The organism is Vreelandella sp. DA03-1M (genome assembly GCF_055725665.1).
The window spans coordinates 1,611,428-1,625,583 of sequence record NZ_CM146798.1 but is presented as its reverse complement, the minus strand read 5'-3'; the positions used below and the strand labels follow the sequence as shown (position 1 = coordinate 1,625,583).

General features: G+C 55.8%; 12 protein-coding genes. 5 read left to right on the top strand and 7 right to left on the bottom strand.

The window, feature by feature from the left end; translation table 11 throughout:
- Positions 1-5 precede the first annotated feature (5 nt).
- The 4 genes from ACXUPB_RS07450 to hutU form a co-directional block, all read right to left on the bottom strand.
- On the bottom strand, positions 6-659 hold the full coding sequence (locus tag ACXUPB_RS07450; protein WP_179915460.1) for an aromatic amino acid lyase: 654 nt from the start codon (positions 657-659) through the stop codon (positions 6-8).
- Between the two features lie 12 nt (positions 660-671).
- The gene (locus ACXUPB_RS07445) at positions 672-2,000 is read right to left on the bottom strand and encodes a YjiH family protein (RefSeq protein ID WP_179915461.1); all 1,329 of its coding nucleotides are present in this window, start codon (positions 1,998-2,000) and stop codon (positions 672-674) included.
- Positions 2,001-2,061: 61 nt separating this feature from the next.
- Positions 2,062-2,715 carry a flavin reductase family protein gene (locus ACXUPB_RS07440; protein ID WP_179915462.1) on the bottom strand — a complete coding sequence of 218 codons (654 nt, stop codon included), beginning with the start codon at positions 2,713-2,715 and terminating at the stop codon, positions 2,062-2,064.
- A 33-nt stretch (positions 2,716-2,748) separates the two neighbouring features.
- A complete protein-coding gene (gene hutU, locus ACXUPB_RS07435; RefSeq protein WP_179915463.1) occupies positions 2,749-4,416 on the bottom strand; it encodes a urocanate hydratase in 1,668 nt (555 codons plus the stop codon).
- 260 nt (positions 4,417-4,676) lie between these two features.
- Between hutU and ACXUPB_RS07430 the strand changes: the two genes are divergently transcribed.
- A complete protein-coding gene (locus ACXUPB_RS07430; RefSeq protein ID WP_179915464.1) occupies positions 4,677-6,038 on the top strand; it encodes a formimidoylglutamate deiminase in 1,362 nt (453 codons plus the stop codon).
- A gap of 18 nt (positions 6,039-6,056) precedes the next feature.
- Here ACXUPB_RS07430 and hutC read toward each other — a convergent pair whose 3' ends face one another.
- The 3 genes from hutC to ACXUPB_RS07415 are packed head-to-tail and all read right to left on the bottom strand — an operon-like array spanning position 6,057 to position 8,388.
- Positions 6,057-6,770 carry a histidine utilization repressor gene (gene hutC, locus ACXUPB_RS07425; protein ID WP_179915465.1) on the bottom strand — a complete coding sequence of 238 codons (714 nt, stop codon included), beginning with the start codon at positions 6,768-6,770 and terminating at the stop codon, positions 6,057-6,059.
- Positions 6,771-6,805: 35 nt separating this feature from the next.
- Positions 6,806-7,393 carry a HutD/Ves family protein gene (locus ACXUPB_RS07420; RefSeq protein ID WP_179915466.1) on the bottom strand — a complete coding sequence of 196 codons (588 nt, stop codon included), beginning with the start codon at positions 7,391-7,393 and terminating at the stop codon, positions 6,806-6,808.
- 23 nt (positions 7,394-7,416) lie between these two features.
- On the bottom strand, positions 7,417-8,388 hold the full coding sequence (locus tag ACXUPB_RS07415; protein WP_179915467.1) for an isopenicillin N synthase family dioxygenase: 972 nt from the start codon (positions 8,386-8,388) through the stop codon (positions 7,417-7,419).
- Between the two features lie 455 nt (positions 8,389-8,843).
- Between ACXUPB_RS07415 and hutH the strand changes: the two genes are divergently transcribed.
- The 4 genes from hutH (at position 8,844) to ACXUPB_RS07395 (ending at position 14,084) form a co-directional block, all read left to right on the top strand.
- Positions 8,844-10,376: a histidine ammonia-lyase gene (gene hutH / locus ACXUPB_RS07410; protein WP_179915468.1), complete on the top strand. Its 1,533-nt coding sequence runs from the start codon at positions 8,844-8,846 to the stop codon at positions 10,374-10,376.
- A 1-nt stretch (position 10,377) separates the two neighbouring features.
- Complete coding sequence (locus tag ACXUPB_RS07405; RefSeq protein ID WP_179915469.1) at positions 10,378-11,646, top strand: alpha-hydroxy acid oxidase; 1,269 nt, start codon at positions 10,378-10,380, stop codon at positions 11,644-11,646.
- Positions 11,643-13,031, top strand: a complete 1,389-nt coding sequence (locus ACXUPB_RS07400) for an FAD-binding oxidoreductase (RefSeq protein WP_218927601.1) — start codon at positions 11,643-11,645, stop codon at positions 13,029-13,031. Before ACXUPB_RS07405 ends, ACXUPB_RS07400 begins: the two co-directional genes overlap by 4 nt.
- Before the next feature lie 219 nt (positions 13,032-13,250).
- Complete coding sequence (locus tag ACXUPB_RS07395) at positions 13,251-14,084, top strand: transporter substrate-binding domain-containing protein (RefSeq protein ID WP_035578074.1); 834 nt, start codon at positions 13,251-13,253, stop codon at positions 14,082-14,084.
- Positions 14,085-14,156 lie beyond the last annotated feature (72 nt).

The window sequence follows — 14,156 nt, the reverse complement described above, 5'->3', positions numbered from 1 at the left end:
TCCTCCTAATCGCTAGGCTGCCGATTCGGCAGTAAGTTCGGGGCAATAGACAGGAGCTTATCGATCACTTGAGTCTCCTTTAGGCGCTGGTAAGCCGCCTCAATATCCAGGTGCAGCGCATGCTCTTCCTGGTATGTAGGCAACACTTCTCGCAGTGATTTCCAAGCCAGCGACGTGCCCTTGGCAAACTCATCGCTGCCAATTAAATCAAGGGCCTGAGAGGCCAGTAGATATTCGATCGCAAGAACGTAGAAAGCATTGTCGAGGGTCTTGTCCAGTTTCAGGGCAGCACTTTCGCCAAAGCTTAGATGGTCTTCCTGGAGGCCTGAGGTGATAAAATTGTCGGTCACTGCGGGCTGCGCCAGACGTTTGTTATCCGCCACCAGGGAAGCCGCCGAGTAGTGGGCGATCATCATGCCGGACTTGACGCCGCTTTCAGTGGTCAAGAAAGGTGGCAGCTGATTCGCCTGGGGGGTCACTAAACGGTAGGCGCGCCGCTCGGAGATCGAACTCCACTCACAGGCCGCGATGGCCAACAGATCGCAGGCCATCGCCACCGAGGCGCCGTGAGGATTAGCCTGGGTCACAGTCTGGTTGTCATCTTCAACTGGAACCACTAACGGGTTATCAGTAGCAGAGCGGAGTTTCTTCTCTTCCATCTGAAATAAACACTACATTATGAATGAAGCAATACCCATAGACAGCGGAATGGCTATCACCATCGTCAGGGCTGTTCTGACCACCCAGACGACCGTCAGTCCATAGAATGAAATCGGGATATTGGTCGCCATGATGCAAGGAATTGAGGCAGATACGAAGAGAATAGAAGAGATGGCCGTAATCCCCGCCACCAGCTTCGAGACAACATCAGCCTCTGCCATGATCAATGCTGGAAGGAACATCTCTGAATAGCTGGTCGATACCGCTGAGGAGAGTTCCAGCCCATTTTCCATGCCAAAGAGCAGGGTGATGGGGTAAAAAATATAACCGATATAGTCAAAAGCTGGCGTGTACTTCTCGATCAGCAGACTGATGGTGCCGACCGACAGGATAGTGGGAAGAATGGTCATCGTCATTACAATACCATCCTTGAGGTTATCCTTGACCAGATTAAGAAAGCTCTTCGGGCTGTTGGCAACCCCAATGGCCTCAGCCACTGCCGTTGCCACGCGGCTGCCCTTATCCGGTGTCGCCTCCCGATTCTCAGCGTGATCATCCATGTTGGAGATGGGAGGGATGCGTGCACTGATAGCTGTCACTACAACGGTAGTGAACAGTGTTGCCAGGAAGAACACTACCCAGATATCCATCAGTCCAAGTGTCCTGGCCACGATCACCATGAAGGCGACAGACACCGTGGAGAACCCAGTAGCAATGATGGCAGCTTCTTTCGCTGAGTACTCCCCTCTAAGATAGGCCTTGTTAGTAATCAGGAGCCCAACGGCAAAGCTGGTAATGAATGACGCCACCGCATCGACAGCAGAACGACCGGGGACCTTGAACGCCAGGCGCATGAAGGGCTGGGTCAATGTACCGACCAGCTCCACCAGGCCATAGTTGACCAAAAGCGGCATGAAGATAGCACCAATAGGCACCAGGATACCGACTGGAATGACCAGAGCCTTCCAGAGAAACTCAAGCATGAAGGGTTCATAGAGTGCCGCTGGGCCGGCCTTGATGATCACCATTCCTGCAAGTATCAAGCCGATGAACTTGAAGAGGGTGAACACGATAATGCCGAAGCCCTGTCGCCAAAACTTTTGCATGATGGGTAACACCGAGCCACCTATGATAAGCAGCAAGGCATACCACTGGCTGTTTTCACCCAGAAGGTTCTCGCACCAGATAACCAGATGATCGAGAAGGATAGTATTCTTATCAGCTATTGTTATTGGTACGAAGAAAACCATGATCCCAAGGAAGCTCGGGATCGCCACTCTCAGAACCTCTGCAAGCGTATGTTTTCTTTTAGCATTGTTTTCAACGGCGCTATCTTTCATTTCTCACATCCTCTGAGTCTAAGATGATGACGGGGAGCAGACCTCCCCCGTCAGTAAGTTATCAAGGGCGACCTTCAAGACCGTCTGCTTCATTGGCAGAGGCCTTCGGAATCTTCATCTCGAAGCGATTATCTACCACCGTATAATCGTGATAGCCCATTCGTGCGATGGGGCGCGCTTTCATGATATCGATCTTGCCCTCTTCGGTGATGAACTCATCCCTGACGTGAATCTTCACAACCTCGGCAAAGACAATATCGATGGTGCCCACGTTCGAGTTGCCTTTTAGGCGATGCGTCGAAATGTACTTGCACTCGAAATGACAGGGGCTATCCGCCACCATCGGCACATCTGAAAGGTCTGCCTTGACCGTTTTCAGTCCGGCAAGACTGATTTCACTTTCACCATACGGCACTGCCATGGCGGACGTGTTCATGGCGTCCTTGAGGTCCCAGGTCACCATATTCCAGACGAACCAGCCGGTCTTCTCGGCGTTGATGACAGTATCTTTTCGCCTGCCATCGGGGTACTGGTTGGCAGCAAACATTACCATCGGCGGGTCAAACGTCAGGTTCTGCCATTGACTGTATGGTGCCAGGTTCTCTACCCCATCAGGACTGATGGAAGAGAGCCAGCCGATCGGGCGTGGAACAGTACAGCTCTTGAAGGGTGAGTAAGGCAGCGGGCACTTCTCGCTGTTCGGCATATATTTCATGTCATGTCCTCTTGTTTGTTGGAGTCAGGCCGTTCACTTGACCATCGGCAGATCAAGGTCGTTTTCACGGGCACAGTTCTTGGCGATCTCATAGCTGGCATCAGCGTGGCGCATAACGCCAGTAGCCGGATCATTCCGCAGCACGCGGCCAAGTCGTGCGTGGGCATCATCGGTACCGTCGGCGACGATCACCACGCCCGAATGCTGGGAGTAACCCATGCCCACCCCGCCGCCGTGGTGAAGGGAGACCCAGGTGGCGCCTCCGGCGGTGTTGAGCAGCGCATTGAGCAGCGGCCAGTCGGAGACGGCATCCGAGCCATCCTGCATTGATTCAGTCTCGCGATTGGGGCTGGCCACCGAGCCGGAGTCCAGGTGGTCGCGACCAATCACAATAGGTGCTTTGAGCTCGCCACTGGCGACCATGGCGTTAAACGCCTGCCCCAAGCGAGCACGATCCTTTAAGCCAACCCAGCAGATGCGCGCCGGTAAGCCCTGGAAGCTGATACGCTCCTTGGCCATATCCAGCCAGTTATGCAGATGCGGATCATCTGGGATGAGTTCTTTGACTTTCTGATCGGTTTTATAGATATCTTCTGGATCACCGGAGAGCGCGACCCAGCGGAATGGGCCAATTCCCTGGCAGAACAGTGGGCGAATGTAGGCAGGCACAAAGCCGGGGAAGTCGAAAGCATTAGAAACGCCCTCCTCCTGAGCCATCTGGCGAATGTTATTGCCATAATCGAAGGTAGGTATACCCATTGCCTGGAAGTCGAGCATGGCCTGCACATGCACCGCCATGGAGCGCTTAGCCGCCTTGACCACCACCTCGGGTTCGGTTTTCCCGCGTGCCAAATACTCATCCCATGACCAGCCTGCGGGCAGATAACCGTGCAGCGGGTCGTGAGCGCTAGTCTGGTCAGTCACCATATCCGGTTTGACGCCACGCTTAATCAGTTCCGGCAGTATTTCAGCGGCATTGCCATGCAACGCAATCGAAACGGCTTTACCTTCTGAGGTGTAGCGCTCCAGGCGCACCAGAGCATCGTCGAGGTCGCTCGCCTGCTCATCCACATAGCGGGTACGCAGACGCATATCAATGCGGCTCTGCTGACACTCAATATTCAGACTGCAGGCACCCGCCAGCGTTGCCGCCAATGGCTGCGCCCCGCCCATACCGCCAAGACCGGCCGTCAGAATCCAGCGCCCGGCCAGTTTGCCGTCGTAGTGCTGGCGACCAGCCTCAACAAAGGTTTCGTAAGTACCCTGAACAATGCCCTGAGAGCCGATGTAGATCCATGAGCCAGCCGTCATCTGGCCGTACATCATCAGGCCTTTCTTATCCAGTTCATTGAAATGCTCCCAGTTAGCCCAGGCTGGCACTAGGTTGGAATTGGCAATCAGCACCCTCGGGGCGTCTTTATGGGTTTCAAATATCCCCACCGGCTTACCAGACTGAATCAGCAGTGACTGGTTATCTTCTAAACGTTTGAGCGTTTCAACGATGGTATCGAAACACTCCCAATTGCGGGCGGCGCGGCCAATCCCGCCATAGACCACCAGCTCTTTGGGATTCTCGGCGACATCTGGATCTAGGTTGTTCATCAGCATGCGCAGCGGTGCTTCAGTCAGCCAGCTCTTGCAGGAGAGCTCGACTCCATGAGGTGCCCGAATTTCGGTATCGCGAAAGCGTGAAAGAGACATGGTAACTCCTGTTTGTTGTCAAAGTTTGTATATACATTATGGCAACAAACGCTTCTGCGCAATCACCTAAATCGCCCTTTTTAGCAAAAAAAAACTCAGTCCTAAATATTCACCAACATAGTGCAAACGCCAACAATAGGGCGAAATTACGCACCAAAATGGACTTTACGAGGAAATTCCAACTCTCTTCTTTACCTAAGAAGCGGACTTCGCTATATGTATATACATTAGCCGTTATTCGTTAACAAAAAGGAGCCCCGATGACCCATTGCTATTTTGCTGATCATGCCCTACTGCCGACTGGATGGGCCTCTCAGGTGCTGTTCGAAGTCGATGCCACCGGCATGCTGATATCGGTACTGCCCAACAGCTCGCCCGGCAACGCCCAGCGCTTAGCCGGGCCAGCGCTACCCGGTATGCCTAACCTACATTCACACGCTTTTCAGCGCGCCATGGCGGGCCTGGCAGAAATCGGTAGCCCCCAGCCAGACAGCTTCTGGAGCTGGCGAGACCGCATGTACGGCTTGGTGGACCGCCTGACACCGAATCAAGTGGGCACTATTGCCCAATCGCTGTATGTCGAAATGCTTAAGGGCGGCTATACCCAGGTCAGCGAGTTTCATTATTTGCACCACGATCTATCGGGCAAGGCCCATAGCGATCCGGCTGAAATGGCCTGGGCGATTAGCCAAGCGGCCGAGCGCAGTGGCATTGCGCTTACCTTGCTACCGGTGCTTTACGCCCACAGCGGCTTTGGCGGCCAGCCACCCAATCATGGGCAAAGACGTTTTATCCACGCCGTACCAGATTTTTTGAAATTGCTTGAGACGTTGAAGCCAAGCTTTACCGACCACTCCACACAGGCACTAGGCATGGCGTTTCATTCCCTGCGCGCGGTGACATTGGAAGAGATCCAGGCGGTGCTGGCGACGAACCCTGTCGGGCCACGCCACATTCATGTCGCCGAGCAGCAACGCGAAGTGGAAGACAGCCTCGCCTATTCAGGCAAACGCCCTGTGCGCTGGCTACTGGATAACGTTGAGGTGGATGAGCGCTGGTGTTTGATCCATGCCACACACCTGGACGACTCAGAAGTACGTGACCTTGCTGCTAGCGGCGCGGTGGCGGGGCTCTGCCCGACCACGGAGGCCAATCTGGGTGACGGACTCTTCCGCGCAGTGGAGTATGCCGCCCAGGGCGGGCGTTTAGGCATTGGCTCTGATAGCCATGTCTCACTCGATGTGGTTGAAGAGCTACGCCTGCTTGAGTACGGCCAGCGCCTTGCCACCCAACAGCGCAACTGCCTGCACAATAGCGACATACGCCCGGTGGCTGACTGGCTTTACCGCAGCGCCTTGGCTGGCGGTGCCCAAGCCTCCGGCCAGCCCATCGGCGCCCTGGAAGTCGGCAAGCGCGCCGACATGGTGGTACTGGATGGCAGTGACCCCTACCTTGCCACTAGCGCAGACGACACCCGTCTGGGGCGCTGGCTATTTGGCGGTTCCAAACAGCAGATACGCGATGTCATGGTCGCAGGCCGCTGGGTCATTCAGGCGCGACGCCATGCCCTCGACGACGTTAACCGCACCGCACTGGCAGGCCTGTTTCGAGAGATTGACTAAGCTGTTGAGCGAGAGCGACTAATGGGGGGAGTGCGCCATTGAGCGCAGCTTGTAGCGGTCGCCTGGGTGAAGCAAATGGGCATAGCTAATCAGGCGATCACCCGACCAGGTACGGCGGTGCACGCTGAGACACGGCAGAGGCGAGTCAACTTCTAGCCACTCTGCGGTTTGAGCATCGACCAGCACGGCCTCGACGATATGCTCCATATCCGTAATGGGGCAAGCAGCGACCAGTACTTCATTCGGAGTATGCTTGGAGAAGTCTGCATCCAGATAACCGGGCACCCAGCGCGGATTAACGTAACGGTCTTCAAGCTGAATGGGCAGGCCATTTTCGAGGTGAATCAGAATGGAGTGGAATAGCTTAGTGCCAATACGCACGCCCATACGCAGGGCGATCTCGTCGTCGGCATTAAGCGGCTCACAGCGCAACACACGGTTTGTGTAGTCATGGCCACGGCTGCGTACTTCATCAGCGATATTATTGACTTCCGCCAACGGCGATTCAGAGCGGCGATCAGTCACAAAGGTGCCGATCCCCGATTGACGCACCAGATAACCCTCCTGCACCAGATCACGAATAGCTTTATTAGCTGTCATCCTGCTGACCCCAAAGGTGACCGCCAGCTGCTCTTCAGGCGGGATTTTATGGTCGACGGGAAAGTGACCCGTTTGGATGTTATCCAGCAGGTAGTGCTTGATCTGTTGATATCGGGGCGGTTGGCGTCCCACGTGCTCTCCTCAAATCCCTTTTATCGCCCGGCTTATCAACCCATCGCCCTCAGGTCGATGCTAAGCAGGTGCGTTCCAGGCATCGTCTCAAATTTGATCGTCTCGCAGGCAGCGTTAACCGGCGCCAAGAGAGGCTCTTGCCCAGGCCAATACCACAGGTCGCAATCATTGAGCGACTGCGCTGGTCGGCTGGACATCCACGCAGTCCCACCCACAGCCACTACCAGTGTCTCAGCACCTGGGTGTCGCTGTAGCGGCTCTCCCTGGGTTAGCCAAGCCACACGGGCCTGCCATTGAAGTGGATTGTACATCAAATTCAGCGCCCGACTCGCCCCTTCAGGTAGCAAGCACTCCACCGCCGTATCACCATCAAAAACAACGCTTTGTCGAGGCACTAACTTAGTGCGTTGATCGGGCAGTATCAGCGTGACCGGATGCGTGCCAACCACGGTGAAATGACGTTTCAGCCCAGCCATAACCGAGAATGGCCCCGGCCTTTCCAGCTCCGCCATCGACACCCGCCACCCCGGTGAGTCAACGCTGGCTTGGCGGGCCACTTCACGGGTAACGCCGCCACCATTGCGCCAAGCAACGGGCACCAGCTCGGCAAAGCGATATGTCATCCATGAGCCCATAAAGATGCCCGTCAAGGCGCCGCAGATTTGCGATAGCTCATAGAAGCATCAATACGACCCAGGATATAGTCGCCCGCGGCGACTGGCGGGTAAATCGCCTCGTCAGCAGCAACACCCAAATCGACAGGATCAACCAGCGCAGCATAGGTAGGATCATAAAAGGTGGCGATGGAATAACGTTCGCGGCCACTGGTGTTGATAACCCGATGCAGGGTAGAGCGAAAGCGGTCATTAGACCACCGCGCCAGCAGATCACCGACATTGACGACCAGCGACCCCTCAATGAAAGGCGCGTCAATCCAACGCTCGCTGCCCAGCTCACGCACCTGCAAACCACCGACGGCATCTTGGTAAAGCAACGTCACGCAACCATAATCGGTATGCGGGGCAACGCCAAATTGATCGGCTGGCCGATCATCAGACTGGACGGGATAATAGACCGCCTGAGTGCGCTGTAACGGCTTGGTGTACTTGTCAGCGAAGAACTCAGGATCAATATCCAGGCTCATGGCAATGGCACGCAGCAGATCCGCTCCGCAGCGGCCTACCTCAACAAAGTAGCGATCCATGGCTGGCTGAAACTCCGGCATAAAGTCTGGCCACTGGTTCGGCCCACGCAGTGCCTCGCCTGCCAGTACACTTGGGTCATCCTCGGCCAAGTCCAGCCCAAAACCATAGAACTCCTTCTCATCAGGTCGGGTTGCCTGATACATAGTGGCACCACCGCGCCGATGAAAACCACGGTGGTGCTTATTAACCGCCACCTGCGCCTTGCGCTCCAGTGGCTCAGCAAAGAAGCGCTGGGCGGCCTGCATAGCATCGTCTATTACTGCCTGTGATAAACCATGGTTGATGATGTAAAAGAACCCCACCTGGGTACAGGCGTTGTGTATCGCCTCCCCCGCCCGCGCGAGGCTATCAGGGTCGCCCTCACGCACGCCCTGCATATCAACCAGCGGTATGGTCATTGCTGAAGTTGTCATTACTTGAGTCTCCACTGTCAACGAAAAGCCAGCCCAATCCTTACCCGTGTTAGTCCACTTAGGCTATCGGTAGCGGCTATAAACAAGAACAGCCACAAGCAATAAGTATATACATATAAAAATGCTTTTATCTATCCATGTTATTAAAACAAATCCTATAAAATTTCGCCTAAAACGCACCAAAATCACACAAAAATCACCATTTATGCACTAAAAATTATCATTTTAAAATAATATCTAACAGCGCCAGGAAACTTAACCAATAGAACTTGCATAAATACCACCTACCTGTATATACATAATAGCAACGCTCGATTTCATAGCCACAGATTCACAACTATAGGTTCACAACAACAGCTGGGAAGATCTAAAAACCATTTTCAACACCCGCTGAGTGAGAAAAAGACTGTTTAGATGCTCCCAAATGATGCCCGTAAAGCACTTCAGAGGTCACCATGACATCAGTACAACGACTCTCCCCCGGCCAACTTACGCTTGCCACACTGCGCGCGCTTTTTGAGGACAGCCCCACTATCGAGCTCGATGAGGAGAGCAGGGCTAGAGTCGCTCGGGCCGAAGCAACGGTTAGCGACATTTTGGATAGTGGCCGCACCGTTTACGGTATTAACACCGGCTTTGGCGTGCTCGCCCAGACCTCAATACCACGCGCGTCACTCACAGAGCTCCAGCGAAACTTAGTGCTGTCACACAGCACAGGGGTTGGTGACAACTTAGACGAAGCCACCGTTGGTTTGATACTGGCGCTTAAGGCCGCCTCGCTGGCCCGTGGCCACTCCGGCGTACGCTGGCTGATCATTGACGCATTGCTGGCGCTTTACAACGCCCAGGTCTACCCCTGTATTCCCGCTAAAGGCTCAGTAGGCGCCTCAGGGGATCTTGCGCCGCTAGCGCATTTAGCCGCCACCCTGCTCGGCGAAGGCCGCATGCGCCATAAGGGACGCGAGATACCAGCCGTTGAAGGACTTGCCCTAGCGGGTCTGGCACCGCTGACACTAGCGCCCAAGGAGGGGCTGGCACTCATCAACGGAACACAAGTTTCCACTGCACTTGCGTTGCGCGGCCTGTTCGCCACCGAAAAACTATTCACCGCTGCCGTGCTCGCCGGTAGCCTGACAGTGGATGCTTTAAAAGGCTCAGACACCCCGTTTGACGAGCGCATCCAGGCCGTTCGCGGCCACCCCGGTCAGTGTGATGTCGCTGGTTTCTACCGCGAGCTGCTAGCGGGCAGCCGGGTGCGCGAATCCCACCGCGACTGCCCGCGGGTTCAGGATCCCTACTCGCTGCGCTGCCAGCCCCAGGTGATGGGCGCCTGCCTCGACCACTTACGCTTTGCAGCGGGCGTATTTCTACGTGAAGCTAACGCCGTTTCTGATAATCCGCTGATCTTTGACAACGGTGACGTCCTTTCCGGCGGCAACTTCCATGCTGAGCCGGTTGCCATGGCCTCCGATGTGCTGGCGCTGGTGATCTCAGAAATCGGCGCGCTGTCGGAAAGACGCATCGCCCAACTCGTCGACCCCGCCCTCTCAGGGCTACCGGCGTTCTTGGTCAACGACAGTGGCCTTAACTCTGGCTTCATGATTGCCCAAGTTAGTGCGGCGGCACTGGCGTCCGAGAACAAAACCCTGGCCCACCCCGCCTCAGTAGACAGCCTGCCGACCTCCGCCAATCAAGAAGACCACGTATCAATGGCGACGTTTGCCGCAAGGCGACTGGCCGACATGGCGTTTAACTCCAGCGCGGTAGTCGCCATTGAGCTACTGGCGGCGGCCCAAGGGGTGGAATTCCACCGCCCCATGACCACGTCACCTTCCCTCGAAGAAGCGCTGGCACTGATTCGGCGCGACGTTAAACATTACGACCGGGATCGCTACTTTGCCCCCGATCTCGTTGCCGCCCAGCGCTTTGTTGACGAGGCTATCTTCGAACCACTGCTGCCCCGCCCACGCCTCTACGCCGAAGGTTGATATGAAACGACGCTACGCCCCAAGCCACCGCTGGCGACACGCCCAAAGTATCGATGAACTGGCCTCGATGGCCAGTAGCCGACTGCCCGCCTTTGCCTGGGAATATCTCAATGCAGGTGCCGAGGACGAGCACACCCTCAACGACAATCGCAGAGCATTTCAACGCTGGCAGTGGCGACCACGCACGCTGCTTGACCTAAGCGAGATCGACAGCCGCACCACCCTTTTGGGCCAGGAGTGCGCAATACCCCTGGCAATCGCCCCCACCGGCTACAACGGCATGCTGTGGCGTGACGCTGATATCGCCCTAGCCCGAGCGGCGCAACGTCACGACGTGCCCTTCACGCTGAGTACCGTATCCTGCAATAGCCTTGAGGCGGTTGCCGCCGCTGTCCCAACCGGTCGGCTGTGGTTTCAGCTCTATCCACTACGCGATAAATCAGCGACCCAGGATCTGATCGAACGCGCTCAAGCAGCTAATGCAGAGGCTCTTGTAGTCACTACCGATGCAGTGGTGCTCGGTCGACGCGAGTGGGACAGCCGCAGCTACCTGAACCCTCGACGCCTGACCATGGGCCATACGCTAGATGCTTTGTGCCACCCACGCTGGGCCGCCCAGGCACTCTGGCCCAACGGCCTACCGACACTGGGCAACCTGCTCAAATACTTGCCCGCAGGGGAGCACAGTGCGGCCAGCGCAGCTACCTACATCAGTCAACAAATGGCGACCGACTTAACGTGGGAAGCGCTAGCCGAGATTCGCCAGCAGTGGTCGGGCAAGCTGATCATCAAGGGTATTCTCAATGCTGAGGATGCCCGCCATTGCCAGCGGCTAGGGGCCGACGCCATCGTGGTTACCAACCATGGTGGACGCCAACTGGATGGCTCGCCTGCCAGCCTCGACTGCTTGCCACCCATCGTCGATGCGGTGGGAAAAGAACTTGAGATTCTGCTCGATAGCGGCATTCGCCGAGGTAGCGATATTGCCAAAGCGCTAGCTCTAGGCGCCAATGGCGTACTCAGTGGAAGGGCCACGCTATATGGTCTCGCGGTTGGCGGCGAGGCAGGCGCTAATCATGCCCTGACGCTACTCCAGCAACAGTTACACAATACGCTTGCTCTGCTGGGTCGCCCATGCGTGTCCCAACTCGACCGCGACTGTCTGGGTCTTCCCCTCCATCTTTCACACGACAACTCACATTACCTCACGGCTAATTCGGTGGATTCGCCCACACAAACCGTGCAGCCGACTATGGGAGATCTATCGTGAGCATTGAACCCAGTAAAGACGATGCCTTCCTAGATCTGTTGCTAAGCGCCTTTGGCGACAGCGTGCTGCTGGGCGAGTCAATCCCGGCGTCTTGTCATAGCGATTGGACCGGCCACGCCGCCTGTCGTCCACTGGCGCTGGTACGTCCAACCAGCACACAGGAAGTCTCCAAGCTGCTGCAACTTTGCAACCAGCACCGCCGCGCCGTCGTCCCCCAGGGTGGCATGACGGGTTTAGCCGGTGGCGCCGTACCCACGGCTGAGAGTGTCGCGCTGTCATTAATCAAGCTCAGCGGCGTGGAGAACGTTGACCAAGATGCCGCCACACTGACGGTGCGAGCGGGCACTACACTTCAGGCCGTCCAAGACGCGGCTATAGAAGCAGGCTTTTGCTATCCAATTGATTTTGGCGCCCGAGGCTCTTGCCAGATCGGCGGCACCCTCTCCACCAATGCGGGCGGCCATGGCGTGATTCGTCACGGCATGACACGTGACCGTGTGCTCGGCCTCGAAGTAGTGCTAGCCGACGGGCGGATTCTCGATTTGATGAACAGCATGATCAAAAATAATACCGGCTACGACCTTAAGCACTGTTTTATCGGTGCCGAGGGAACACTAGGCGTCATCACCCGCGCTGTACTGCGTCTTGCCCCGCCCCAGAGGGAGTCCCGCACGCTTTTGTGCGCGCTACGCGACTACCCGGCGGCGGTCAGTCTGCTGCATCGACTGCGTGGCACCGGACTAGCCCTAGAGGCATTCGAGGTGATGTGGCAGGACTTCTATGCGATGAGTTGCGAGTGGCAGAGCAACCAGTCGCCTCTCCCACCAAGCTACCCTCTTTACGTGCTGTGTGAGGTCGAAGGCGATGCAAGCCACCTGGAGATGGTCCTGGCAGCCGCTCTGGAAACTGGCGAAGTGCAAGATGCCGTCATGGCAAGCACGATCAAACAGGCCCAAGAACTATGGGCAATTCGGGAGGCGACTGGCGAATTTCCCGTCAAGCTGGCACCGATCAACTTCGACATCAGTTTACCCATTGCAAAAATTGGCGACTTTGTTGAAGCGGCAGGCAAGCTGCTCACGCACCGCTGGCCAGGAATCCGCATCGTCAATTTCGGCCATATTGGCGACAGCAACCTGCATCTCACTGTAGATAGTAACTCGCTAACTGAGAACACCTCGGCGACTCACCACGCTATCGAAACCGATATCTACGGGCTGGTCGGTGAATACCGCGGCTCCATTTCTGCCGAGCATGGCATTGGTCTGCTTAAGCGTGAATTCCTGCATCACAGTGTCCGCCCCGAAGCGTTGAACGTTATGCATGCCCTCAAGCAAACATTTGATCCAAACAACATTCTCAATCCCGGCAAGGTGCTCAGTTAAGCCACCTTTATTCACCAACAACCGCACTCAAACAGGGCGAAGTTAATTCGCCCTTTAGTGCCAAAATTTGCAAAGCCATTATGTATATACAGGTAAGTACTTTCTGGCATGCAGTTTGCTTTTATAAAGCTGACGTACTGGTACGCACTGTCAGTTTCGCCCCCAACAGATCCAGGCGCCCTGACAGTTTCTTAATCATCCCGATGGAGTCATGACTCGATGAAAAAATCCAATCTACTCAAGCATTCACTCTCTTACCTGGCGATAAGCCTTGGTACTTCTTTTGCAGCCAGCACCGCCTCTGCGGATCTGCTTGAAGAGGTACAAGAACGGGGCGTTCTCAATGTAGGTACTGAATTTCATTTCGCCCCATTCGCTTATCTAGACAATGGCCAGCAGAGCGGACTCAACCTTGAACTTATGGAGCGTGTGGCTGAAGAGCTAGAGGTAAGTATTAATTGGATCGATCTGCCCTGGCCCAGCGTACTGCCAGGCCTTGAGGCTGGAAACTATGACTTCGTAGCTGGCCCGGCGATGATTACTCAAGAGCGCAAGCTACGTTACAACTTCACCCTGCCTATCGCTGATGCCACCGTCGCCATCTTAAAGCGTGCTGACGACGACTCTATACAAACCCCCGAAGATATCTCCGGCAAAGCGGCCGGCGGTGGTCGCGGCACTGCGCAGCTTGAGCAGCTAAAAGCGTTTGCCGCTGAATTGCCCGAGCCCCCAACGATTACCGAGTACGTTGATTATAGCCAAACCTACGCTGATCTTGCCGCGGGTCGGATTGATGCAGTAGCCAACTCACTCCCCAATATTGCCTACACCGCTACCCAACGACCAATGTTTGAGGTGGTCCATCCCCCCTTTGGGCAACCCGCCTACTTCGGCTATATGGCGCGCAACGATGAGGAGTCCGCCTCACTGGTGGAAGCCATCAACGAGGTGCTGCTATCTATGCACGAGGATGGCAGCCTAGCTGAGCTGCAAACCAAATGGTTCGGCGAGCCGATGGATGTTCCCAGCGAAGATTTTGAACCGGAGATCTAATCAGCTTGTGACGTGTTCGGGCGGTCATTGAGCTAGATACCGCCCGGTATGCTCTCCCTCACCTCCAGGGAT

Bases quoted from the DNA above. Each gene is read 5' to 3' on its own strand.
- ACXUPB_RS07450 (WP_179915460.1), bottom strand. From the start codon at position 659: ATGGAAGAGAAGAAACTCCGCTCTGCTACTGATAACCCGTTAGTGGTT.
- ACXUPB_RS07445 (WP_179915461.1), bottom strand. From the start codon at position 2,000: ATGAAAGATAGCGCCGTTGAAAACAATGCTAAAAGAAAACATACGCTT.
- ACXUPB_RS07440 (WP_179915462.1), bottom strand. From the start codon at position 2,715: ATGAAATATATGCCGAACAGCGAGAAGTGCCCGCTGCCTTACTCACCC.
- hutU (WP_179915463.1), bottom strand. From the start codon at position 4,416: ATGTCTCTTTCACGCTTTCGCGATACCGAAATTCGGGCACCTCATGGA.
- ACXUPB_RS07430 (WP_179915464.1), top strand. From the start codon at position 4,677: ATGACCCATTGCTATTTTGCTGATCATGCCCTACTGCCGACTGGATGG.
- ACXUPB_RS07420 (WP_179915466.1), bottom strand. From the start codon at position 7,393: ATGACATATCGCTTTGCCGAGCTGGTGCCCGTTGCTTGGCGCAATGGT.
- ACXUPB_RS07415 (WP_179915467.1), bottom strand. From the start codon at position 8,388: ATGACAACTTCAGCAATGACCATACCGCTGGTTGATATGCAGGGCGTG.
- hutH (WP_179915468.1), top strand. From the start codon at position 8,844: ATGACATCAGTACAACGACTCTCCCCCGGCCAACTTACGCTTGCCACA.
- ACXUPB_RS07405 (WP_179915469.1), top strand. From the start codon at position 10,378: ATGAAACGACGCTACGCCCCAAGCCACCGCTGGCGACACGCCCAAAGT.
- ACXUPB_RS07395 (WP_035578074.1), top strand. From the start codon at position 13,251: ATGAAAAAATCCAATCTACTCAAGCATTCACTCTCTTACCTGGCGATA.